Origin of the sequence: Streptomyces sp. AHU1 (assembly GCF_045343905.1) — a bacterium.
Taxonomy (GTDB): domain Bacteria; phylum Actinomycetota; class Actinomycetes; order Streptomycetales; family Streptomycetaceae; genus Streptomyces; species Streptomyces triticiradicis.
In genome coordinates, this window is the sequence record NZ_CP174283.1 from 2639158 (window position 1) to 2662444 (window position 23287).

17 protein-coding genes are annotated in these 23287 nt (G+C 70.8%); 6 read left to right on the forward strand and 11 right to left on the reverse strand.

The features are described 5' to 3' along the window. Positions 1-64: 64 nt before the first annotated feature. Entirely contained in the window at positions 65-3604 is a 3540-nt protein-coding gene (gene dnaE, locus ACICHK_RS12040) for a DNA polymerase III subunit alpha (RefSeq protein WP_151469753.1), read from the reverse strand. 267 nt (positions 3605-3871) lie between these two features. Between dnaE and ACICHK_RS12045 the strand changes: the two genes are divergently transcribed. The 4 genes from ACICHK_RS12045 (at position 3872) to ACICHK_RS12060 (ending at position 8867) form a co-directional block, all read left to right on the forward strand. Further along, on the forward strand, positions 3872-5203 hold the full coding sequence (locus ACICHK_RS12045) for a DUF2252 domain-containing protein (protein ID WP_151469752.1): 1332 nt from the start codon (positions 3872-3874) through the stop codon (positions 5201-5203). A 120-nt stretch (positions 5204-5323) separates the two neighbouring features. Next, on the forward strand, positions 5324-6010 hold the full coding sequence (locus ACICHK_RS12050) for a hypothetical protein (protein ID WP_406836888.1): 687 nt from the start codon (positions 5324-5326) through the stop codon (positions 6008-6010). A gap of 172 nt (positions 6011-6182) precedes the next feature. Continuing rightward, positions 6183-7031, forward strand: coding sequence for a DsbA family protein (locus ACICHK_RS12055; protein WP_151469750.1), 849 nt, complete (start codon positions 6183-6185; stop codon positions 7029-7031). A 168-nt stretch (positions 7032-7199) separates the two neighbouring features. Beyond that, the gene (locus tag ACICHK_RS12060; RefSeq protein WP_406836889.1) at positions 7200-8867 is read left to right on the forward strand and encodes an alkaline phosphatase D family protein; all 1668 of its coding nucleotides are present in this window, start codon (positions 7200-7202) and stop codon (positions 8865-8867) included. A 9-nt stretch (positions 8868-8876) separates the two neighbouring features. On the opposite strand, the gene ACICHK_RS12065 is transcribed toward ACICHK_RS12060, so the two are convergent. Then, positions 8877-9446, reverse strand: a complete 570-nt coding sequence (locus tag ACICHK_RS12065) for a dienelactone hydrolase family protein (protein WP_103552161.1) — start codon at positions 9444-9446, stop codon at positions 8877-8879. A 99-nt stretch (positions 9447-9545) separates the two neighbouring features. On the opposite strand from ACICHK_RS12065, the gene ACICHK_RS12070 reads away from it, so the two are divergent. Continuing rightward, positions 9546-10673, forward strand: coding sequence for a mechanosensitive ion channel family protein (locus ACICHK_RS12070; RefSeq protein WP_406836890.1), 1128 nt, complete (start codon positions 9546-9548; stop codon positions 10671-10673). A gap of 386 nt (positions 10674-11059) precedes the next feature. Here ACICHK_RS12070 and ACICHK_RS12075 read toward each other — a convergent pair whose 3' ends face one another. From ACICHK_RS12075 to ACICHK_RS12095, 5 genes are all read right to left on the reverse strand, one after another. Beyond that, positions 11060-12646 carry a Na+/H+ antiporter gene (locus tag ACICHK_RS12075; protein WP_406836891.1) on the reverse strand — a complete coding sequence of 529 codons (1587 nt, stop codon included), beginning with the start codon at positions 12644-12646 and terminating at the stop codon, positions 11060-11062. Between the two features lie 78 nt (positions 12647-12724). Then, positions 12725-13228, reverse strand: coding sequence for a GNAT family N-acetyltransferase (locus ACICHK_RS12080; RefSeq protein ID WP_406836892.1), 504 nt, complete (start codon positions 13226-13228; stop codon positions 12725-12727). Next, complete coding sequence (locus ACICHK_RS12085) at positions 13225-14169, reverse strand: RluA family pseudouridine synthase (protein ID WP_151469744.1); 945 nt, start codon at positions 14167-14169, stop codon at positions 13225-13227. The genes ACICHK_RS12080 and ACICHK_RS12085 overlap by 4 nt, the downstream gene beginning before the upstream one ends. 157 nt (positions 14170-14326) lie before the next feature. Then, the gene (gene lspA, locus ACICHK_RS12090) at positions 14327-14950 is read right to left on the reverse strand and encodes a signal peptidase II (RefSeq protein WP_406836893.1); all 624 of its coding nucleotides are present in this window, start codon (positions 14948-14950) and stop codon (positions 14327-14329) included. 126 nt (positions 14951-15076) lie between these two features. Beyond that, on the reverse strand, positions 15077-15973 hold the full coding sequence (locus ACICHK_RS12095) for a TraR/DksA family transcriptional regulator (RefSeq protein WP_406836894.1): 897 nt from the start codon (positions 15971-15973) through the stop codon (positions 15077-15079). Positions 15974-16555: 582 nt separating this feature from the next. Between ACICHK_RS12095 and ileS the strand changes: the two genes are divergently transcribed. Then, entirely contained in the window at positions 16556-19699 is a 3144-nt protein-coding gene (ileS, locus tag ACICHK_RS12100; protein WP_406836895.1) for an isoleucine--tRNA ligase, read from the forward strand. Between the two features lie 410 nt (positions 19700-20109). Here the strand turns inward: ileS and ACICHK_RS12105 are convergent, their stop codons facing one another. The 4 genes from ACICHK_RS12105 to ACICHK_RS12120 all read right to left on the reverse strand — a co-directional run bounded on the left by ACICHK_RS12105 (position 20110) and on the right by ACICHK_RS12120 (position 23286). Next, positions 20110-21399 carry a DivIVA domain-containing protein gene (locus ACICHK_RS12105; RefSeq protein ID WP_151469740.1) on the reverse strand — a complete coding sequence of 430 codons (1290 nt, stop codon included), beginning with the start codon at positions 21397-21399 and terminating at the stop codon, positions 20110-20112. 55 nt (positions 21400-21454) lie between these two features. Continuing rightward, the gene (locus ACICHK_RS12110) at positions 21455-21742 is read right to left on the reverse strand and encodes a YggT family protein (RefSeq protein ID WP_103552149.1); all 288 of its coding nucleotides are present in this window, start codon (positions 21740-21742) and stop codon (positions 21455-21457) included. A gap of 53 nt (positions 21743-21795) precedes the next feature. Beyond that, positions 21796-22437 carry a cell division protein SepF gene (gene sepF, locus ACICHK_RS12115; protein ID WP_103552159.1) on the reverse strand — a complete coding sequence of 214 codons (642 nt, stop codon included), beginning with the start codon at positions 22435-22437 and terminating at the stop codon, positions 21796-21798. A 129-nt stretch (positions 22438-22566) separates the two neighbouring features. Continuing rightward, complete coding sequence (locus tag ACICHK_RS12120; protein WP_151469739.1) at positions 22567-23286, reverse strand: YggS family pyridoxal phosphate-dependent enzyme; 720 nt, start codon at positions 23284-23286, stop codon at positions 22567-22569. Between the last annotated feature and the right edge of the window lies 1 nt (position 23287).

Consider the following 23287-nt stretch of genomic DNA (forward strand, 5'->3'; position numbering starts at 1 on the left):
TGCGTGTCCGCGTCGGTGTGCCCGCGTCAGTGTGCCCCCACGGCCCCCGCCGGGCCGTACGGCCTCAGCCGGCCAGGCAGGACGGGCCGAGCAGCACCTTCAGGTCGCCGAAGAGGGCCGGGTCCGGCTTCACCCGGTGGCGGTCGAGCCGCAGCACCGTGGTCCTGCTCGGGCCCTGGAGCCTGATGCGGACCTCGCTCTCCCCCTTGTGGTGGCTGAGGATCTCGCCGAGACGGCTGACCATCGGCGGGGTCACCTTGAGCGCCGGGATGGTGAGGATCACCGGTGCGTTGGTGCCCGCGTTCGACAGGTCCGGGACCTGGAGTTCCATCGCCACCAGCCGGGGCACGTCCTCGCGCTTGTCGAGGCGCCCCTTGACGAAGACGACCGCGTCCTCGACCAGCTGGGTCGACACCAGCTGGTAGGTCGCGGGGAAGAACATGCACTCCATGGAGCCCGCGAGGTCCTCCACGGTGGCGATCGCCCAGGCGTTGCCCTGCTTGGTCATCTTGCGCTGGAGGCCCGAGATGATGCCGCCGATCGTGACGACCGCGCCGTCCGCGTGCTCGCCGCCGGTCAGCTGGGAGATGCCCGCGTCGGCCTTGTCGGACAGGACGTGCTCCAGACCGAAGAGCGGGTGGTCGGAGACGTACAGACCGAGCATCTCCCGCTCCTGGGCGAGGAGGTAGGCCTTGTCCCACTCGTCGGTGGTGAACTCCACGTCGAGCCCGAAGCCGGGCTCGCTGGTGTCCTCGTCCCCCATGCCGCCGAAGAGGTCGAACTGGCCCTCGGCCTCCTTGCGCTTGACCGCCACCACGTTGTCGATCATCGGCTCGAACTGCGCGGTGAGGCCCTTGCGGGTGTGCCCCATCGTGTCGAACGCGCCCGCCTTGATCAGCGATTCCGTGGTGCGCTTGTTGCAGGCGACCGCCTCGACCTTGTCGAGGTAGTCGGGGAAGGAGGCGTACTTCCCCTTGGCCTTGCGGCTGCGGATGATCGATTCCACCACGTTCGTGCCGACGTTGCGGACGGCCGAGAGGCCGAAGAGGATCACGTCGTCGCCCTGGGCGGCGAAGTTCTGCTCGGACTCGTTCACGTCGGGCGGCAGCACCTTGATGCCCATGCGCCGGCACTCGTTGAGGTAGACGGCCGACTTGTCCTTGTCGTCCTTGACCGAGGTGAGCAGCCCGGCCATGTACTCGGCGGGGTAGTTCGCCTTCAGGTAGGCGGTCCAGTACGAGACGAGTCCGTACGCGGCGGAGTGGGCCTTGTTGAAGGCGTAGCCGGCGAAGGGGACGAGCACGTCCCACAGGGCCTGGATGGCCTCGTCGCTGTAGTCGTTCTTGCGGGCGCCCTCCTGGAAGAGGACGAAGTTCTTCGCCAGCTCCTCGGGCTTCTTCTTGCCCATCACGCGGCGCAGGATGTCGGCCTCGCCGAGCGAGTACCCGGCGATGATCTGGGCGGCCTTCTGGACCTGCTCCTGGTAGACGATCAGGCCGTAGGTGACCGCCAGCACCTCTTCGAGGGGCTTCTCCAGCTCCGGGTGGATCGGCGTGATCTCCTGGCGGCCGTTCTTGCGCTCCGCGTAGTTGATGTGCGAGTTCATGCCCATCGGGCCCGGCCGGTACAGGGCCGAGACGGCGGAGATGTCCTCGAAGTTGTCGGGCTGCATCTGGCGGAGCAGCGAGCGCATGGGGCCGCCGTCGAACTGGAAGACGCCGAGGGTGTCACCGCGGCAGAGCAGTTCGAAGGTCTTCGGATCGTCCAGCGGCAGCGCCAGCAGGTCGAGGTCGACGCCCTTGTTGGCCTTCACCATCTTGACGGCGTCGTCCATGATCGTGAGGTTGCGCAGGCCCAGGAAGTCCATCTTGAGCAGGCCCAGCGACTCGCACTGGGGGTAGTCCCACTGGGTGATGGTCACGCCGTCGGTGTGCCGCACCCAGATCGGGGCGTGGTCGACGATGGGCTCGCTGGACATGATCACGCCGGCGGCGTGCACGCCCATCTGCCGGACCAGGCCCTCGACGCCCTTGGCGGTGTCGATGACCTTCTTCACGTCCGGCTCGTTCTCGTACATGCTGCGGATCTCGCCCGCCTCGTTGTACCGCGGGTGCGAGGGGTTGGTGATGCCGTCGAGGTCGATGCCCTTGCCCAGGACGTCGGCGGGCATCGCCTTGGTGAGCCGGTCGCCCATCGCGTACGGGTAGCCCAGCACGCGCGCGGAGTCCTTGATCGCGTTCTTGGCCTTGATCTTGCCGTAGGTGCCGATCATGGCGACCTTGTCGGCGCCGTACTTCTCGGTCACGTACCTGATCACCTCGACGCGCCGACGCTCGTCGAAGTCGATGTCGACGTCGGGCATCGAGATGCGCTCGGGGTTGAGGAACCGCTCGAAGATCAGGCCGTGCGGGATGGGGTCGAGGTCGGTGATGCCCATGGCGTAGGCGACGATCGAGCCGGCCGCGGAGCCTCGGCCGGGGCCGACCGCGATGCCCTGCTTCTTGGCCCACATGATGAAGTCGGCGACCACGAGGAAGTAGCCCGGGAACCCCATCGAGATGATGGTGTCCATCTCGTACTCGACCTGCTTCATCCGGTCTTCCGGGATGCCGCCGGGGAAGCGGCGCTCCATGCCGCGCATGGTCTCCGCCCGGAACCAGGTGACCTCGGTGTAGCCCTCGGGGATGTCGAACTTCGGCATGAGGTTCTTCGCCTCGAACATGCCGGTGGTGTCGATCTGCTCGGCCACCAGGAGGGTGTTCGCGCAGCCCTCCTGCCAGGCGTCCGAGGAGTCGACGGCGTACATCTCGTCCGTGGACTTCAGGTAGTAGCCGGTGCCGTCGAACTTGAAGCGGTCGGGGTCGGAGAGGTTCTTGCCGGTCTGGATGCACAGCAGCGCGTCGTGCGCGGTGGCCTCGTGCGCGTAGGTGTAGTGCGAGTCGTTCGTCACCAGCGGCGGGATGCCGAGCTTCTTGCCGATCTCCAGCAGTCCGTCACGGACCCGGTGCTCGATCTCGATGCCGTGGTCCATCAGCTCCAGGAAGTAGCGGTCCTTGCCGAAGATGTCCTGGTACTCGGCGGCCGACTTCAGGGCCTCGTCGAACTGGCCGAGGCGCAGCCTGGTCTGGAGCTCGCCGGAGGGGCAGCCGGTGGAGGCGATGAGGCCCTCCGACCACTGGGAGATCGTCTCCTTGTCCATCCGGGGCCACTTCTGGAGCCAGCCCTCCGCGTACGCGTCCGAGGAGAGCTTGAAGAGGTTGTGCAGGCCCGTCCGGTTCGCCGCCCAGATCGTCTTGTGCGTGTAACCGCCCGAACCGGACACGTCGTCACGCTTCTGGTGCGGCTGGCCCCACTGGATCTTGCGCTTGTTGCGCCGGGACTCCGGGGCGACGTACGCCTCGATGCCGATGATCGGCGTGACGCCGGCCTTCTTCGCCGTGTGGAAGAAGTCATAGGCCCCGTGGAGGTTGCCGTGGTCGCTCATCGCGATGTGGGTCATGCCCATCTCGTTGCACGCGTTGAACATGTCCTTGAGCCGCGCGGCACCGTCCAGCAGCGAGTACTGGGTGTGGACGTGCAGGTGCGTGAACGGCGGCTTCGACACGGTTTCGGCCTCCAGGAAGAACCATCGGTTACAGGCTGCGGACAGTCTGGGGGGTCAGCGTCGAAGTCTATGCCGCGGCACTGACACCCGGCGGCGGATCATCCGTACCGTCGTACGGGGTGTGCTCCCCGGGGGTGAACGTTCGCCGCCGGGACCCGGGCACTCCCGCGTATGTTCGTCCGTTGGAAGTGGACGGACCCTTCGTCCCGGGGGCGGCGCGCCCGTCCCGTCATGTCACGCACCACCTGCACCAGGAGGCACCCAGCGATGTCGGTCCCGCAGCTCAGCGCCGAGCAACGCGGCGAGCAGATCCTCGCCGTCTTCGACACCGCCTTCGGCGAGCTCCTGGCCGCCGACCCGGCCGCGTTCCGTGTGAAGTTCCGCAAGATGGCGGCCTCCGCCTTCGCGTTCTACCGCGGCACCGCGGCGCTCTTCTACCACGACCTCGACCAGGAGCGGCGGGGCGGCCCGTACCTGGACGAGCGCACCTCGCGCGTGTGGATCCACGGCGACCTGCACGCCGAGAACTTCGGCACCTACATGGACTCCCAGGGCCGGCTGATCTTCAACGTGAACGACTTCGACGAGGCCTACGTCGGCCCGTTCACCTGGGACCTCAAGCGCTTCGCCGCCTCCGTGGCCCTCATCGGCTACGCGAAGGCGCTCAGCGACGGACAGATCACCGAGCTGGTGCGGGTGTACGCGGCCGCCTACCGCGAGCGCGTCCACGCGCTGGCCACCGGCGCCAAGAGCGACGAGGTGCCGCCCTTCACGCTGGACACCGCCCAGGGCCCGCTCCTGGACGCGCTGCGCGACGCCCGCTCGCTGACCCGTTTCGGTCTCCTGGAGTCGATGACCGAGATCCGTGACTTCGAGCGCCGCTTCGCGCCGGGCGGCGGCTCCATCGAGCTGGACGCCGCGACCCGGTACAAGGTCCTCGCGGCCTTCGACGGCTATCTGGAGACGCTTCCGGAGTCCTCGCTGGCCCGCCCGGACTCGTACCGCGTGAAGGACGTCGTGGGCCGCCGCGGCATCGGCATCGGCTCGGCCGGCCTGCCGTCGTACAACATCCTGCTGGAGGGCAACAGCGACGCCCTGGAGAACGATGTGGTGATCTACATCAAGCAGGCCCAGACCCCGGCCGTCTCCCGGCACGTCACGGACCCCGCGATCCGCGGCTACTTCCGGCACGAGGGCCACCGCACGGTGATCTCGCAGCGTGCCCTGCAGGCGCACGCCGACCCGTGGCTGGGCTGGACCGAGCTGGACGGCGCGGGCCAGCTGGTCGCCGAGGTCTCGCCGTACGCGGTGGACCTGGACTGGGGTGACATCGACGACCTCGAGGAGATCGCCTCGGTCGTCGCCGACCTCGGCCGGGCCACCGCCACGATGCACGCGGCGGCGGACGACCAGTCCGGCGAGTCCCTGGTGCCGTTCTCCACGGAGCGGGCCATCGACGCGGCCATCGCGGCCGACGAGGAGGGCTTCGCCGACCTTCTGGTGGACTTCGCCCACGACTACGGCGCCCGCGCCCGCACCGACCACCAGATCTTCGTGGACCTGTTCCGCAACGGACGGATCCCGGGCCTGGGCCTGTAGGGCACACGGCCGGTCACGGGGCCTCACGCCCCGCGACCGGCCCGCCCCACAACGCTCCCGTAACGCACAGGCCCCCTTTAGGGGGCGCTTACGGGAGCACGTGGGAGACTCACCTCCGCCATGGAGATATCCGGGATCCAGCTCAGAGCCGTACGCGCGGCGGTGTTCACGGCTGTCGTCGTGACGCTCTCCGCCGCGTCGCACGTGCTGCTCTCCCAGGTACCGCTGCCGCTCACCACCGTGGCCGCGATCGGCGCCGCCGTCTTCGTCCTCGCCTTCGCGCTCGCGGGCCGGGAGCGGGGCTTCGGCCACATCGCCGCCCTGCTCGTCCCGCTGGAGCTGGCCGCCGACACCGTGTTCACGACGGGCCAGCACGTCTGTTACGGCAGGGTGGGCGGCCCGGTCACGGGCCCGCTGCGCTCGGTCGGCCTCGATGTGCTGTGCGGCGGCGGCAGCGTGGGGACCCCGCTGTCCCGGGTGACCGGCGGCGCCCCCGACCGCGCCGCCGCCCTGCTCGCGCACGCCGATCCGGCCGCGGCCTGGCTGCTGCTCGGCGCGCACGTCGCCGTCGGCCTGCTCGCGGCCGCGTGGCTGCGCCGGGGCGAGCGCGCCCTGGACCAGCTGCTGCGCGCGGTGGCCGCCTCCACCTTCCGGCCGCTGCTGCTCGCCGTCGCCGCGGTCACCGTGCGGCTGGTCCCGGCCCGCCCGCTGCCGCGCACCGCGCACCGGCCGGCCGCCGCCCGGACCCTCCTGTTCGTGCACTCCCTCGGACGACGCGGACCTCCCCGCCCGGCCGTCACCGCCTGAGCCGCCCCGCACGGGCGACGGCCCCCGGGCCGACCGCCCCGGGCCGCGGCTCACCGGTCATCGCTTCCGGGCGACCGCGTGGACGGACGTTCCCCGGACAGCCCTGAGCACCAGCAGTCCCCCTTACGTATTCCGCGTACACGTGTGCGCGTCCCCGATGGAGAACACCACTATGAGCAAGCGGAACAGCCAGTCGGCCAAGACGGCGGCGCGCGAGAGGCTGCGCGTGGAGCGCGAGCGCCAGGCCAAGCGCGACAAGATCAAGCGCCAGGGGATCGTGGCCGGTTCCCTCGTCGCGGTCCTCGCGATAGCGGGCGGCGTCGGCTACCTGGTCGTGCAGAACAACAAGCCCTCCCACTGGGAGGCCGTCGCGAGCGACAAGGTGGTCGCCCCGGCCAACACCACGGGCAAGGACGGCGCGACCGTCGTCATCGGCAAGGACACCGCGAAGAAGACCCTCAAGCTGTACGAGGACCCGCGCTGCCCGATCTGCGCCACCTTCGAGCAGACCGTCGGCCCGACGCTGAAGAAGGACCTCGACGCCGGCAAGTTCAAGGTCCAGTACATCGGCGGCACGTTCCTCGACGGCGACTCCGACAAGAGCGGGAAGATCCAGATCGGCTCCCGCGGCGAGGGCTCGAAGAACGCGATGAGCGCCATGGGCGCCGCGCTGAACGTGAGCCCGGAAGCCTTCCTGGAGTACAAGAGCGCGCTCTACTCGGCGAAGTACCACCCCGAGGAGACGGCCGACAAGTTCAAGAGCGACGACTACCTGATCAAGGTGGCGAACACGGTCGACGCCCTCAAGAACAACACCGGCTTCCAGAACGCCGTCAAGAACGGCACGTACGACGCCTGGGCGCTGGCCATGTCCGAGACCTGGAACAACAACAAGGACGGCGTCAACGGCACGCCGAGTCTGGTCATGGACGGCAAGAAGCTCACCGGCTCGGACGGCCAGAACGCCCCGATGACGGCCGCCGACTTCACCAAGGCGATCGACGCGGCCCTCAAGGCCTGACCGGCGCCGCGGCGTCCCCCGGACCGTCCGGCGCGGCGGACGGGAGGGCGCGAGCGGCCCCTGTGACCTGTGCGACCCGTGTTACCCGAGCGGCGAAAAGCCGAAGAGCGGGCGAACTTTTCCAGTTCGCCCGCTCTTGGCTTGTACTGGTCGGTAGCCTCATCGCCCGTGACCAGTCGACACAGATCATCCGACCCCGCGGGCGCGCTCGACTCCCGCGCCCCGCGCCGCCGTTCGGTCGTCAAGGCCGCGGCCGCCACCGCCGTGCTCGCCGCCCCGCTCGCGGCCGCCCTGCCCGCCCGCGCCGCCGAGGCGCCCGTGTTCCTGCACGGAGTCGCCTCCGGCGACCCGCTGCCCGACGGCATCCTGTTGTGGACCCGGGTGACCCCGGTCCCGGAGGCGATACCCGGCTCCGGGCTCGGCCCGGACACCGAGGTGAGCTGGACCGTCGCCAGGGACAAGGCGTTCACCTCCATCGTCGCCAAGGGCTCCACCGTCGCGACCGCCGCCTCCGACCACACCGTCAAGGCGGACATCCGCGGTCTGCAGCCGGCCACCGACTACTGGTTCCGCTTCTCCGCGGGCGGCACCGACTCGCCCGTCGCCCGCACCCGCACCACCCCGGCCGCCGACGCCTCCGTGGCCGGCCTGCGCTTCGGCGTGGTCTCCTGCGCCAACTGGGAGGCCGGCTACTTCTCGGCGTACCGCCACCTCGCGGCGCGAGGCGACCTCGACGCCTGGCTGCACCTCGGCGACTACATCTACGAGTACAAGTCCGGCGAGTACGGGACCCGCGGCACGGTCGTACGGCCGCACGCCCCGGCCAACGAGATCCTCACCCTCGCCGACTACCGCACCCGGCACGGCCGTTACAAGACCGACCCCGACCTCCAGGCGCTGCACCACAAGGCGCCGGTCGTCGCGATCTGGGACGACCACGAGTTCGCCGACAACTCCTGGTCGGGCGGCGCGGTCAACCACACCGAGGGCGCCGAGGGGGCCTGGTCGGACCGTCAGGCGGCCGCGAAGCAGGCCTACTTCGAGTGGATGCCGGTCCGTCCGGCCATCGCCGGCACCACCTACCGCAGGCTGCGCTTCGGCAAGCTCGCCGACCTCGCGCTGCTCGACCTGCGCTCCTTCCGGTCGCAGCAGGCGTCCACCGCCAGCGGCTCGGTCGACGACCCGGACCGCACGATCACCGGCCGCGCCCAGCTCGACTGGCTGAAGTCCGGGCTCAAGGCCTCGGACACCACCTGGCGCCTGGTCGGCAACTCGGTGATGATCTCGCCGTTCGCGGTGGGCTCCCTCTCCGCCGACCTGCTCAAGCCGCTCGCCAAGCTCCTCGGGCTGCCGCAGGAGGGCATCGCCGTCAACACCGACCAGTGGGACGGCTACACCGACGACCGCCGCGAACTGCTCGCGCACCTGCGGTCCAACGCGATCCGCAACACGGTCTTCCTGACCGGCGACATCCACATGGCGTGGGCCAACGACGTGCCGGTGGACGCCGGGACGTACCCGCTGTCGGCCTCCGCCGCCACGGAGTTCGTGGTCACCTCGATGACCTCGGACAACCTCGACGACATCGTCAAGGTGCCCGAGGGCGTCGTCTCGGCGGTCGCCTCCCCGGTCATCCGCGCGGCCAACCGCCACGTCCACTGGGTCGACACCGACCGCCACGGCTACGGCGTCCTCGACATCACCGCCGACCGCGCGCAGATGGACTACTACGTGATCTCCGACCGCAAGGACCCCGGCGCGACCTCGTCCTGGGCCCGTTCGTACCGCACCCGCAGCGGCACGCAGACGGTGGAGCGGACGTACGACCCCGTGTAGGTCCCGGGGCTACAGCGTGTCGAGGAAGCCGAGTGCCACCTTCCAGGTGGCCTCGGCCGCCTCGGCGTCGTAGTCGGGCAGGTCCGGGTCGGTGTAGACGTGCCCCGCGCCCGGGTACCGGTAGATCTCCACGTCGGCTCCGGTCCTCTGCATCTGCAGGTACCAGGCGCTCAGCCAGTCGTCCGTCTCGAACTGGTCGGGCTCGGCGACGTGCAGCTGGACCGGCAGTTCGTCCACCGACGCGCTCTCCGCGATGTCCGACGTGCCGTGCAGCAGGAGCAGTCCGCGGGCCTTCTCGTCGCCGAGGGCCAGGGTCTGCCCGATCGAGGCGCCGAGGGAGAAGCCCGCGTAGACCAGGCCGCGCTCGGAGTAGGGCGCGGCGGCGAGGACCGCCCGCTTGAGCAACTCGTCCTTGCCGATCCCGTCACTGAAGGCCATGCCCTCCTCGACGGTCTCGAAGGTGTGCCCCTCGAAGAGGTCGGGGGTCCACACCTCGTGTCCCGCGGCCCGCAGCCGGTCCGCCGCCGCGCGCACCGCCGGCCGGAGACCGTAGGTCGAGTGAAAGAGCATGATGTTCATGGACTCCATGGTGCCAGCCCTGGAGCGGGTCCCTGGGATACCCCGTTCCGTCCCGAGAACACATGTTCATGACGTCGATGGCCGGTTAGCTTCTCAGGCATGGAGAACGTACTGCGCCCGGTGATCGTCGTCGGTGGCTCGGTCGTGCTCGCCCTGTTCATCGGATGGTCCGTGGACCGTCTGTTGCGCCGGGCCGCCGACCGGCACAGCGAGACCTCCCTGTGGAGTCTGCTCCGCCGCGGCCGTGTCCCCTTCCAGCTGGTCCTGTTCGCGGCCCTGCTCAGAGGCTCCTACGACCAGGCGAAGCTGCTGGTCGATCACCGGATCGGCATCGGCCGGACACTGACCCTGATCCTCATCGGCGCGGCCGCCTGGCTGGTGGTGGGCATCGCCACGGCGGTCGTCGAGACCTCGTACAACCGCTACGCGCACGCGCACCGCGATCCGGCCCGGATCCGCCGGGTCCGCACCCAGGTCACGCTGATCCAGCGAGTGGTCACCGCGGTCGTCGGCGTCGTCGCGGCCGCCGCGATGCTGCTCACCTTCCCCGCGATGCGCGCGGCCGGTGCCTCGCTGCTGGCCTCGGCCGGGATCCTCGGCATCGTCGCCGGTGTCGCCGCCCAGTCAACCCTCTCGAACCTGTTCGCCGGACTGCAGATCGCCTTCGGCGACATGGTCCGGCTCGGCGACACCGTGGTGGTCGACGGCGAGTGGGGCACCGTCGAGGAGATCACCCTGACGTTCCTGACGGTGCGGACGTGGGACGAGCGCCGGATCACCATGCCGGTCTCATACTTCACCTCCAAGCCGTTCGAGAACTGGTCGCGCGGCACGCCCCAGATGACCGGCATCGTCTTCCTGCACCTCGACCACACCGCCCCGGTGGAGGCGATGCGCGGGAAGCTGCGCGACATCCTGCGCGAGTGCCCGGCCTGGGACGGCCGCGACTACGGCCTCGCCGTCACCGACTCGACGCCCAACACCATGCAGGTGCGCGCCCTGGTCACCGCGAAGGACGCGGACGACATCTGGACGGTACGGGTCACGGTCCGCGAGCAGATGATCCGCTGGCTGGCCGAACAGCACCCCTACGCGCTGCCCCGCGTCAACACCGCCGAGGCGGTGCCGCTCCCCGGGCAGGGCCCGCGCACGGGCCGCTCGGAGCCGGCCCGCTCCCACACCCGCCCCACCCACGAACCACCCCGCACGGGCCCGGGCCGCGGCTGAGCCCGCCGACCTACCGGGCCGTGCCGGGCCTGCGTGGCATGCCTGGCCCGCCCGGCGGTGGCCGCCGTGTCGACGGGACCGTCGACACGGGTCGGGCCTGCCAGGCCGCCGGACCACGCCGAACCCGCCGGGTCCGCGTGGCGTGCCAGGTCCGCCCGGCCGGTGGCCGCCGGACCGACGGGACCTCCGGGTCCGTCCGGCCCGCGGCCACCGGACTCGGCGGGCGTCTCCCGTACGTCCGTCCCAGCTCGCCCTGCCGGGTCCAGGAGCCTGCCGAGCCGCCCTCCTCACGGCGGGACGCGGGCGGCCCGGGCAGCGCGCCCGGCGCCGGGCACAGGGAGGGGCGCCGGTGTGCAGGGCGCCGGGGGGGGAAGCGCCGGCAGGCGTCAGCGGAGGCTGCGGACGTCCAGGTGTCTGAGGACGCGGTCCACGATCTCCGGGTCGGCTCCGGGCTCGCTCCGCGCGGACAGCACCTCGTGCCGGGCCGCGCTCAGCATCTCCCCCTGGATCCGCCGCATCCGCTTCATCCGCCGGACCCGCTGCACGTGCGCCTCGCGCCGCTCCTCGTCCCCCATGTCGGGGCTGATCCGCACACCGATCTCGAAGGCCCGGCGCAGCAGCTGCTCGGACACCTCCTCCGGCAGCTCCTCCACCGCCTCGATCTCCCTGAGCCTGCGTCTCGCGGCCTTGGCGGCCCGTACCGCGAGTTCCTTCTCGAGGGCCTTCTCGACGTCCTCGTCGGCCCGCACCCCGAGTTTCCTGACCAGCCACGGCAGGGTGAGCCCCTGGAGCACGAGGGTCGCCATGATCACCCCGAAGGCGATGAACACGATCTCGTCCCGGTCGGGGAACGGCGACCCGTCGTCCATCTCCAGCGGGATGGCGAGCGCCAGGGCCACGGAGGCGACCCCGCGCATCCCCGCCCACCACATGACGACGGTCTCCCGCCACGAGGTCGGGATCTCCTCGTCGTAGTCGCGCTTGGCGTGCAGGCGCTTGGTCAGCCAGGTGGCGGGCAGCAGCCAGGCCAGGCGTACGAACACGACCACCACCACGATCGTGGCGGCCCAGCCCAGCATCTCGCCCCATCGTCCCGACGCCGTGCGGATCGCGTTGTGGAGTTCGAGGCCGATGAGCCCGAAGGCGACGCCGGTGACGAGCGTGTCCACGACCTCCCAGACGGTCGCCCCGGCGAGCCGGGTCATGACGTCGTCGGCGTCGGTGGCGTACTCCGCGAGGAAGAGGGCGGTGACGAGGACGGCGAGCACGCCCGATCCGTGCAGTTCCTCGGCGAGCACGTACGAGACGTACGGCACCAGCAGGGTCAGCCCGACCTGGAGGGAGGCCTCGCCGACCAGCGTCATCAGCTTGTTCGCGGCCCATCCGAGGGCCAGCCCGACGACGAGCGCGACCACGGCGGAGAGCACGAAGTCGAGTCCGGCCTTCCACGGCGAGAACGTCCCGCTGACGGCGGCGGCGATCGCGACGTGGTACAGCACGATCGCCGTCACGTCGTTGAAGAGCCCCTCCCCCTCCAGGATCGACACCAGACGGCGCGGCAGCCCGAGCTGCCCCGCGACGGCGGTCGCGGCGACCGGGTCGGGAGGCGCCACGAGGGCGCCCAGCGCGAAGGCGGCGGCGAGCGGCAGGCCCGGCACGATCGAGCTCGCGACGGCCGCGACGGCCAGGGTGGTGACGAACACCAGGGCCACGGCGAGCAGGAAGATCGGGCGCCTGTTCGCGGCGAACTGTCTCCACGAGGTGCGGCGCACCGCGGCGTACAGCAGCGGCGGCAGCAGCGCGGGCAGGATCAGCTCGGGCGGGATGTCCACGTTCGGGACGAATCGCAGCACCGCCAGCACCATGCCGAGCAGGGTCATCAGGACGGGTGCGGGAAGTCCCCACCGTTCTCCGACCGGGACGCTGATCACGGCCCCGAGCAGCAGCACGAACAGCAGGGCCAACTGATCCACGGGCAGCGCTCCGGCAGGTCTGGACGATCAAGGGCGAACCAGACCTCAAGCCTGCCACGCCTCGTGCCGGTACCCCGGTTACAGCGCCTTGCGCATCGCGCGGTGCGGCATTCCCGCGTCCGCGAACTCCGGGCCGTAGGCCACGTACCCGAGCCGCTCGTAGAACCCCAGCGCGTGGGTCTGCGCGTGCAGGTCCACGGCGGTCAGCCCCCGCGCGCGTGCCGCGGCCTCGATGGCCCCGACGAGCGCGGCGCCGACGCCGAGCCCGCGCGCCTCGCGCGTCACGGCGAGCCGCCCGAGCGAGCCGACGGCCGGATCGCCGCCGACCTTCGCCGCGGCCGCCTCGCCCTCGAGGAGGCGCCCGGTGCCGAGCGGCACGCCGTCCTCGGTGACCGCCAGCACGTGCAGGGCGCCGGGGTCGTGGGCGTCGTACTCGATGTCCTCGGGCACGCCCTGCTCGCCGACGAAGACGTCCTTGCGCACCGCGAAGCAGGCCTCACGGTCTCCGGCGCGCTCGGCGACCCGTACCTCGTAGACACCCGCCGGGGAGGCGCCGGCCGCCCCGTCCGGACCGCCGCTCACGCCCAGCTCTCCTCACGGACCTTGTCCAGCGCCCGCTGGAGGTCCTCGGGGTAGTCGGTCTCGAACTCCACCCAGCGGCCGTCCGCGGGGTGCTCGAAGCCGAGCCGCACCGCGTGCAGCCACTGGCGCTTGATCCCGAGGCGCTTGGCGAGCGTGGGGTCCGCGCCGTAGGTCAGGTCGCCGACGCAGGGGTGGCGGTGGGCGGACATGTGGACGCGGATCTGGTGGGTGCGCCCGGTCTCCAGCTTGATGTCGAGCAGGGAGGCGGCGCGGAACGCCTCGACCAGGTCGTAGTGCGTGACCGAGGGCTTGCCCTCGGCCGTGACCGCCCACTTGTAGTCGTGGTTCGGGTGGCGTCCGATGGGCGCGTCGATGGTGCCGCTGGTCGGGTCCGGGTGGCCCTGCACGAGCGCGTGGTAGCGCTTGTCGACCGTGCGCTCCTTGAACTGGCGCTTGAGCGACGTGTACGCGTACTCCGACTTGGCGACCGTCATCAGGCCCGAGGTGCCCACGTCCAGGCGGTGGACGATGCCCTGGCGCTCCGCGGCGCCGGAGGTCGAGATCCGGTACCCGGCGGCCGCGAGACCGCCGATGACGGTCGGACCGGACCAGCCGGGGCTGGGGTGCGCGGCCACGCCGACGGGCTTGACGATCACGAGCACGTCGTCGTCGTCATGGACGATCTCCATGCCCTCGACGGGCTCGGCGACGACCTGCACGGGCGCGGGGGCGCCGGGCATCTCGACCTCGAGCCAGGCACCGCCGTGCACGCGCTCGGACTTGCCGACCACCGAGCCGTCGACCGTGACCTTCCCCGCCGCGGCGAGTTCCGCGGCCTTGGTACGGGAGAAGCCCAGCATGCGGGAGATGGCGGCGTCGACGCGCTCGCCCTCCAGGCCGTCGGGCACGGGCAGGGTACGGATCTCGGGAATCGTGCTCACCCGTCGAGTATGCCGGACCGCTCGGACACCACCGGACCACCGCCCGAACGCCAGTGCCCGGCCGGGGCCGCCCCGAGGCGTCGTACGGGCCGCGGGACGGGCCGTGGGACGGTCCGTACGACGGGCGGGCGGGCCGGTCCGGGCCAGGCCGGGCCGGTCAGTCCTTGTGGACCGTGCCGTCCGGGTCCAGGCCCCGGAAGGACAGCAGCACGATCAGGATGCCGCCGCAGACGATCGCCGAGTCGGCGAGGTTGAAGACGGCGAAGTGCTTGGGTGCGATGAAGTCCACGACCGCGCCCTCGAAGACGCCGGGCGAGCGGAAGATCCGGTCGGTCAGGTTGCCGAGCGCGCCGCCCAGCAGCAGGCCCAGGGCGATGGCCCACGGCACGCTGTAGAGCTTGCGGGCGAGCCGGGCGATGACGACGATCACCGCCGCCGCGATCACCGTGAAGATGACCGTGAACGCCTGGCCGAAGCCGAAGGCGGCACCCGCGTTGCGGATCGCCTCGAACCTCAGCCAGTCCCCGGCGATGTCGATCGGGTCGTGGTGCTCCAGCTTCGCCACCACGACCATCTTGCTGACGAGATCGAGGGCGTACGCCAGTACGGCCACCGTGAAGAGCACGGCGATCCTGCGCTTGCCCCTGGGCCGCTCGGCCGGGGCCGGCGCGTCGGCCCCGGACCGGTCGCCGGACGCCGCGTTCCCGCCGGACTGCTCCGGTTCGGTCCCCGCCGCCCCTGGAATGTCCGGCGTACCGATGATGCGCTCCGCCTCTGCCACGTGAGTGAGTCCCTCGACCTAGGTTCCTGACTGAGGACGAGGGTACGGCACACGCTCGCGGGCCCGGCCGCTCAGGAGCGCCCACGTCCGCGGTGCGGTGGCCGCTCCCCCGCGGCGCCCGGGGGCTCAGTGCCTGCGTTCCTGCTTCTGCTTGCACTCGACGCACAGGGTGGCGCGCGGGAAGGCCTGCATCCGGGCCTTCCCGATGGGGTTGCCGCAGTTCTCGCAGAGCCCGTAGGTGCCCGCGTCGAGGCGGTCCAGGGCGCGCTCGGTCTGTTCCAGCATTTCGCGCGCGTTCGAGTTGAGCGCCATCTCGTGCTCGCGTGTGATGTTCTTCGTACCGGTGTCCGCCTGATCGTCGCCCGCGCCGTCGCCGGAGTCCCGCATCAGGCCCGCGAGGGCCTCCTCCGAGGAGGAGATCTCGGCGCGCAGCCGCAGCACCTCCGACTGGAGCTCCGCGCGGGCCGCCCCGGCCTCCTCCGGTGTCCAGGGGTCCTCCCCCGGCCGCACCGCGAGCTCACCGGGCTCCACCGCGGCGATCCTCGCCTTCGGTACCGCGGTGGCCTTCTTCGCGGCCGTGGCCGCGCCACGGGTCTTCTTCGCAACCACCGTCGTGGCTCCCGTCGTCTTCGCGGCCTCGGCCGCGCCCTGGGCCGCCGAAGCGGCCGCCTTCCTCGCCGTACCGGTGCTCTTGCCCGCCGTGCCCGTGCTCTTCCCCGCGGTGGAGCCCGCGGACCTCCCGGACCCGGGTTTCCGCGCCGCCGCGGCCGCCTTCTTCGCGCCGGTCTTCCTGGCGGCCGTCTTCTTGCCCGTGGCCTTCGAGGACGCGGTCCTGGAGGACGCCGCTCCCGTCCCGGCCGTCCTCGCGGACGCCGTCGCCCCGGACGCCGTCCTCACCGGCTTCCCGCCGTCCGTGGAGGCCGCCCGCGCCTTCTTCTTCCCCTTCCCACCCGCGTCCCTGGCCGCCGCATCCGTGGATCTGCCCGACGCCGACTGCTGTACGGCGGTCTTCTTCGCCACCATGGCCGCGGCCCCTTCACATATTGTGATCTTGCTCGCGAATCGTGCTGGGACGATAAATCGACTCCAGGCCCGCGGCAACGGGGCCTGCCCACGATTCGCCCGCCCCGCGAGCCCCGCGCGGCGGGTCTGCCTGCGTTGTGCCCAGCTCCCCGCCGGGTAATCCGCCGGGTCCCGCGTCCCGGGATCCGGACGCGGGCGCCTCGCCATTCGGGTCACCGCGCAGGCCACGGCGGCACCCCGGGAAAACCGGTCGGCCGCCGTCCCCGGGGCGCCGTACACTGGGCGCAGCGAGAAGCGTGGATGGGGACGAGTAGCGGCGTACGCGGCCAGGAGCGACCCGGGGACGGTGGAAGCCCGGGGGCGAGCGCGACGTGAAGATCACCCCGGAGCCGCCGGCAGAACACCCTCAGGGGCCAGTAGACCCGGCATCGCGACCCCAATGAGGGGGCTCACCGGCGCGAACGGCGCGTCGGGGGGCCAAGGAGGGTGGTACCGCGGGAGCGCGCCGCACACGGCGTCCGTAGCAAGACGGCTCTCGTCCCTCCGACGGAAGGCAGAAAGTCCGTTGGAGGAAGCTCGCCGATGACAGCGCCGACGTACCGCCAGGTGCCCGCCCAGGTCGACCTGCCCGCACTCGAGCACGCCGTGCTCGACTTCTGGCGTGAGCAGAAGATCTTCGCCAAGAGCCTCGAGCAGTCCGAGGGCCGGCCGGAGTGGGTGTTCTACGAGGGCCCGCCCACCGCCAACGGCATGCCGGGCGCCCACCACATCGAGGCGCGCGTCTTCAAGGACGTCTTCCCGCGCTTCCGCACCATGCGCGGCTACCACGTGGCCCGCAAGGCCGGCTGGGACTGCCACGGCCTCCCGGTGGAGCTGGCGGTCGAGAAGGAGCTCGGCTTCACCGGCAAGCAGGACATCGAGGCGTTCGGCATCGCCGAGTTCAACGACCGGTGCCGCGAGTCCGTGACCCGCCACACCGACGCGTTCACCGAGCTGACCAACCGCATGGGCTACTGGGTCGACCTCGAGGACGCCTACCGGACGATGGACCCCGAGTACATCGAATCCGTGTGGTGGTCGCTCAAGGAGATCTTCAACAAGGGCCTGCTGGTCCAGGACTACCGCGTGGCGCCCTGGTGCCCGCGCGACGAGACGGGCCTGTCGGACCACGAGCTGGCCCAGGGCTACGAGACCATCGTCGACCCCTCCGTGTACGTCCGTTTCCCGCTCACCTCCGGTCCGCTGGCCGGCCGCGCCTCGCTCCTGGTGTGGACGACCACGCCGTGGACGCTGGTGTCCAACACCGCGGTCGCCGCCCACCCGGGCGTCACCTACGTCGTCGTGACGAACGGCGAGGAGCGGCTCGTCGTCGCGCAGCCGCTCGTGGAGAAGGCGCTCGGCGAGGGCTGGGAGACCACGGGCGAGTCCTTCACGGGTGCCGAGATGGAGCGCTGGACGTACCAGCGCCCGTTCGAGCTCGTCGAGTTCCCCGAGCCCGCCCACTTCGTGGTCAACGCCGAGTACGTGACGACCGAGGACGGTACGGGTCTGGTCCACCAGTCCCCCGCCTTCGGCGAGGACGACCTCAAGGTCTGCCGCTCGTACGGCCTGCCGGTGGTGAACCCGATCCGCCCGAACGGCACCTTCGAGGAGAGCGTCCCCCTCGTAGGCGGCGTCTTCTTCAAGAAGGCGGACGAAAAGCTCACGGAGGACCTCCAGAACCGCGGCCTGCTCTTCAAGCACGTCCCGTACGAGCACAGTTACCCGCACTGCTGGCGCTGCCACACCGCGCTCCTGTACTACGCGCAGCCCTCCTGGTACATCCGCACCACGGCCGTCAAGGACCGTCTCCTGGAGGAGAACGAGGGCACCAACTGGTTCCCGGAGTCGGTCAAGCACGGCCGCTTCGGCGACTGGCTGAACAACAACATCGACTGGGCGCTCTCGCGCAGCCGCTACTGGGGCACCCCGCTGCCGCTGTGGACCTGCGAGGAGGGCCACCTCACCTGTGTCGGCTCGCGCGCGGAGCTGTCCGAGCTGACCGGCACGGACCAGTCGGAACTCGACCCGCACCGCCCGTACATCGACGCGGTGACCTTCCCGTGCCCCGAGGGCGGCTGCGGTCTGACGGCGACCCGCGTGCCCGAGGTCATCGACGCCTGGTACGACTCGGGTTCGATGCCGTTCGCGCAGTGGGGCTACCCGTACAAGAACAAGGAGATCTTCGAGAGCCGCTACCCGGCCCAGTTCATCTCCGAGGCCATCGACCAGACGCGCGGCTGGTTCTACACGCTGATGGCCGTCGGCACCCTGGTGTTCGACAAGTCCTCGTACGAGAACGTCGTGTGCCTGGGCCACATCCTCGCCGAGGACGGCCGCAAGATGTCCAAGCACCTGGGCAACATCCTGCAGCCGATCCCGCTGATGGACCAGCACGGCGCCGACGCGGTGCGCTGGTTCATGGCGGCCGGCGGCTCCCCGTGGGCGGCCCGGCGCGTGGGCCACGGCACCATCCAGGAGGTCGTCCGCAAGACGCTCCTCACCTACTGGAACACCGTCGCCTTCCAGGCGCTGTACGCCCGCACCAGCGACTGGGCGCCCAGCGCGGCCGACCCGGCCCCGGCGGACCGCCCGGTCCTGGACCGCTGGCTGCTCTCCGAACTCCACGCGCTCACCGACCAGGTGACGCAGGCTCTGGAGGCGTACGACACCCAGCGTGCCGGAAAGCTCCTGTCGGCCTTCGTCGACGACCTCTCGAACTGGTACGTGCGCCGCTCCCGCCGCCGCTTCTGGCAGGGCGACAAGGCCGCGCTGCGCACGCTGCACGAGGTCGTGGAGACCGTCACGCGGCTGATGGCACCGCTGACCCCCTTCATCACGGAGCGGGTCTGGCAGGACCTGATCGTCCCGGTCACCCCGGACGTCCCGGAGTCCGTGCACCTGTCGACCTGGCCCGAGGCGGACCTGTCCGCCATCGACCCGGAGCTGTCGCGCCAGATGGTGCTGGTGCGCCGTCTCGTCGAGCTCGGCCGGGCCACCCGCGCGGAGTCGGGCGTCAAGACCCGTCAGCCGCTGTCCCGCGCGCTGATCGCCGCGACCGGCTTCGCGACGCTCGACCCCGAGCTGCACGCCCAGATCACCGAGGAACTGAATGTGAGTTCCCTCGCCTCGCTCTCCGAGGTCGGCGGTTCACTGGTCGACACCACCGCGAAGGCGAACTTCCGCGCCCTGGGCAAGCGGTTCGGCAAGGGCGTCCAGGATGTGGCGAAGGCCATCGCCCAGACCGACGCCGCCGCCCTGTCCCTCGCCCTGCGCGAGGGCACCGCGTCGGTCGAGGTCGGCGGCGAGAAGGTGACCCTGGCCCCGGACGAGGTCATCATCACGGAGACCCCCCGCGAGGGCTGGTCGGTGGCCTCCGACTCCGGCGCGACGGTCGCGCTCGACCTGGAGATCACCGAGGAGCTGCGGCAGGCGGGCCTCGCCCGTGACGCGATCCGGCTGATCCAGGAGGCCCGCAAGAACAGCGGCCTCGACGTCGCCGACCGCATCGCGCTCCGCTGGACCTCCACGGACCCGGCGGTCGTCGCGGCGCTCGGCGAGCACGCCGGCCTCATCGCCGACGAGGTCCTCGCCACGGACTTCGCCCAGGGAGAGGCCGACGGCACGTACGGCGAGCCGTTCTCCGACGAGGGCCTGTCCCTGGTGTTCCGCCTCCGCAAGGCGTGACGGGGGCCCCACCCGCGCCGAAGGCCCGGGGCCGCCAGGATCTCCTGGCGGCCCCGGGCCTTCGCCCTTCCCGGGCCCGCGCCGCGACCGGCCCCGGATCACGGCGGCCCCTGCCCCCGCTCGGCGGGACCACGGGGACTCCGCCGCGGTTCCGCCCACTGTTTCGCCCCCCCTCCGCCCCGGACCCCGCTCCTCGAACGCCGGAGGTGCTGGGCTTTCTCACGCCGGTGCCGCAGGGTGCTCGTACGGGGCCTCCGGGGCTCGCGGGTCACAGAAGGGCCGCTCGTTGCCGTCGGCGCCTCCTGGGCCCCGTGCAGGCCCGTGGCGGGCATGCAAAAGGGCGGGGCCCCCGGATCTCTCCGGGGGCCCCGCCCTGAATGCTGCCGACGCCTACGGCGTGCGGGCCGCCGTCAGTTGTCGTCCTCGTCGATGAGGAACCCGCGCATCGGCGAGGGCGCCTGCTGCATCGGCGACGGGCCCTGGGGCCGCACCGGAGCCATCGGCTGGGTCATCGCGGGCGACATCTGCTGCTGACCGCCGTAGGACGGTCCCGCCTGCGACGGCGCGCCCATGCCCGGGTTGCCGCCGTAGGACGGCGCACCGGCTCCCGCGGGAGCCATCGAGGGCGCGGAGGCCGCCGGCAGGGACGCCGCGGCCGGGGTGCGCGGCGGGGCGAGCGAGTCGTCCGCCTGCGTCTCCAGCTGGCGCAGCTGCGACTCCAGGTAGGACTTCAGGCGCGTGCGGTACTCGCGCTCGAAGCCGCGCAGGTCCTCGACCTTGCGCTCCAGCGTGGCGCGGGCGGACTCCAGGGAGCCCATCGCGACGCGGTGCTTCTCCTGCGCGTCCCGCTCCAGGGCGTCGGCCTTGGCGCGGGCGTCGCGCTCCAGACCCTCGGCACGGCTACGGGCCTCACCGACGATCTTGTTGGCCTCGGAGCGCGCCTCGGCGATGGCCTGGTCGGCGGTCTGCTGAGCCAGCGAGAGGACACGGGCGGCGCTGTCGCCACCGGGGCCCTGCTGCGGCATCTGCTGACCGGGGCCGCCCATGGGGCCACCCATCGGACCGCCCATCGGACCGCCCATGGGGCCACCCATCGGACCGCCCATGGGGCCGCCCATCGGACCGCCCATCTGCTGCATCTGACCGGGACCCTGACCCATGGGACCGCCCTGGCCCATCGGGCCCTGACCCATCGGGCCACCCTGACCCATCGGACCCTGACCCATCGGGCCGCCCTGGCCCATGGGGCCGCCCTGACCCATCGGACCCTGGCCGCCCATCGGACCGCCCTGACCCATGGGGCCGCCCTGACCCTGCTGACCACCCTGGCCGCTGGGGCCCGCGGGCAGCGCGGGGGCACCACTCGGCAGCTGAGGCGGGCCGCCCATGGGGCCGCCCATGCCCTGCGGCGGGCCTGATATCCCGGCGGGCACGGGAGCGCCGGGCCCTCGCATACCCTGCGGCGGGCCCTGCTGGTCCTGCTCGGGCGGTTTGCGCATACCCTGCTGCTGCTGGTTCTGCGCGGCCGCGCGCGTGGCGGCGGCCAGCTTGGCGCGCAGGTCCTCGTTCTCGCGGAGCAGGCGAGTCAGTTCGGCTTCGACCTCGTCGAGGAAGGCATCGACCTCGTCCTCGTCATAGCCTTCTCGGAGGCGGACGGTCGTGAACTGCTTGTTCCGCACGTCCTCGGGGGTCAACGGCATCTCTTCACCTCAACGTAGTCGTCGGCATTCGGCAAGACCGTATCGTTCACATCGCTCACATCATGTTCTGCGTAAGTCTGATCAAGATGAAGACGATGATCATCAGCACGAAGAAGGACAGGTCAAGCGCCACGCCCCCGAGACGCAGCGGCGGAATGAACCGCCGCAGAAGCTTGAGCGGTGGATCGGTGACAGTGTAGGTGGCCTCCAGAACGACCACCATCGCCTTGCCGGGTTGCCATGAGCGGGCGAACTGGAAGACGTAGTCCATGACCAGCCGGAAGAACAGCACGATGAGGAAGCACGTCAGCGCGATGTAGAAGACCTGCCCGACCACGCTCATGATCCGCGCTTCCCTCTCCCCTGTTTTCCATACGATGTTCCCGGTCCTGCGTCTCAGCTCTGGTTGAAGAACCCGCCCTCTGCGATGCGGGCCTTGTCCTCCGCCGTGACATCGACGTTAGCAGGCGACAACAGGAACACCTTCTGCGTCACCCGCTCGATGCTGCCGTGGAGACCGAACACCAAACCGGCGGCGAAGTCGACAAGTCGCTTCGCGTCGGTGTCGTCCATCTCCGTCAGGTTCATGATCACCGGGGTGCCCTCACGGAAGTGTTCCCCGATGGTACGGGCCTCGTTGTAGGTCCGGGGGTGCAGCGTGGTGATCCGGTACGGCTCTCGTTCCGACACGACCTTGGGCATGATCACCGGGGCGTTCTTCTCCAGGCTCTGACGTTCTTGTGTGATGGACGCCACGGGGGCGATGCGTGCCGGACGCCCGGACTCCACGGCGAGCGAGGCGGAATGCGGCACCGGATCCCGCGGCGCCGAGGGCTGCACCACTCGTACCGGTTCATCCCTTTGGGACGAGTGCGCCTGATGTGACTGGTGCGGCGGCTCGTGCCGCCGCCGGTCCCGCTCGGGCTCCGGGTCGAGCTCGGGTTCGAAGTCGTCGTCGGGGTCGAATCCTCTGCCGTCGTACCCATCGTCCTCCACGAGGCCGAGGTAGACCGCCATCTTGCGCATCGCGCCGGCCATGCTCTGAGTCCTCCGCTCTGTGGTGGATCGGCTGACGAATTGCCAAGTGCCTGCGATCCACGAGGTCGTTATGCCCGCATTTGGCGGTAATGACCATATTTTCTGCTGTGGTCCGACTTCTTGGCGACGTTACCGGAGGCCGGTTCGGACTCCGAGTACCGCAGTACCGACGCGTACATGTGTCGCTCCGGCCGCCACGGCCTGTTCGAGATCCGAGCTCATCCCTGCCGAGACCATGTTCGCAGCCGGATGGGCCCGGCGCACGACAGTCGACAAATCCATCAGCCGCTCGAAGGCGTCCTGTTGACGCCCCGCGTATGCGCCGGCGAGCGGGGCGACGGTCATCAGCCCGTCGAGCCGCAGCCCCGGGGACTGCGCGACGAGGTCGGCCAACTCCTCGACCCCGCCGACCCCCACGCCTCCCCGGTCACCCCGGCCGCCCTCCTGCGCGTCCAGTGCGACCTGGACCAGGCACCCCACCTCGCGCCCCGCCCGCACCGCTTCCTTCGAGAGGGCCGTGACGAGCCGGGAACGGTCCACGGACTGTACGAAATCCGCGTAATCGACCACGGAGCGCACTTTATTGGTCTGCAATTGACCGACAAAATGCCACGACAGGGGCAGATCCGAGCACTCCGCGGCCTTGGGCGCAGCGTCCTGGTCCCGGTTCTCGGCCACGTGCCGCACACCGAGCCCCGACAGGATCCGCACATCACTCGCGGGGTAGGTCTTGGTGACCACGATCAGGGTCACCTCTTCGCGTTCGCGCCCGGCGGCCCTGCACGCCGCCGCGATGCGCTCTTCCACTTTCGCCAGGTTCGCGGCGAGTTGAGCCTTACGGTCCGTCATG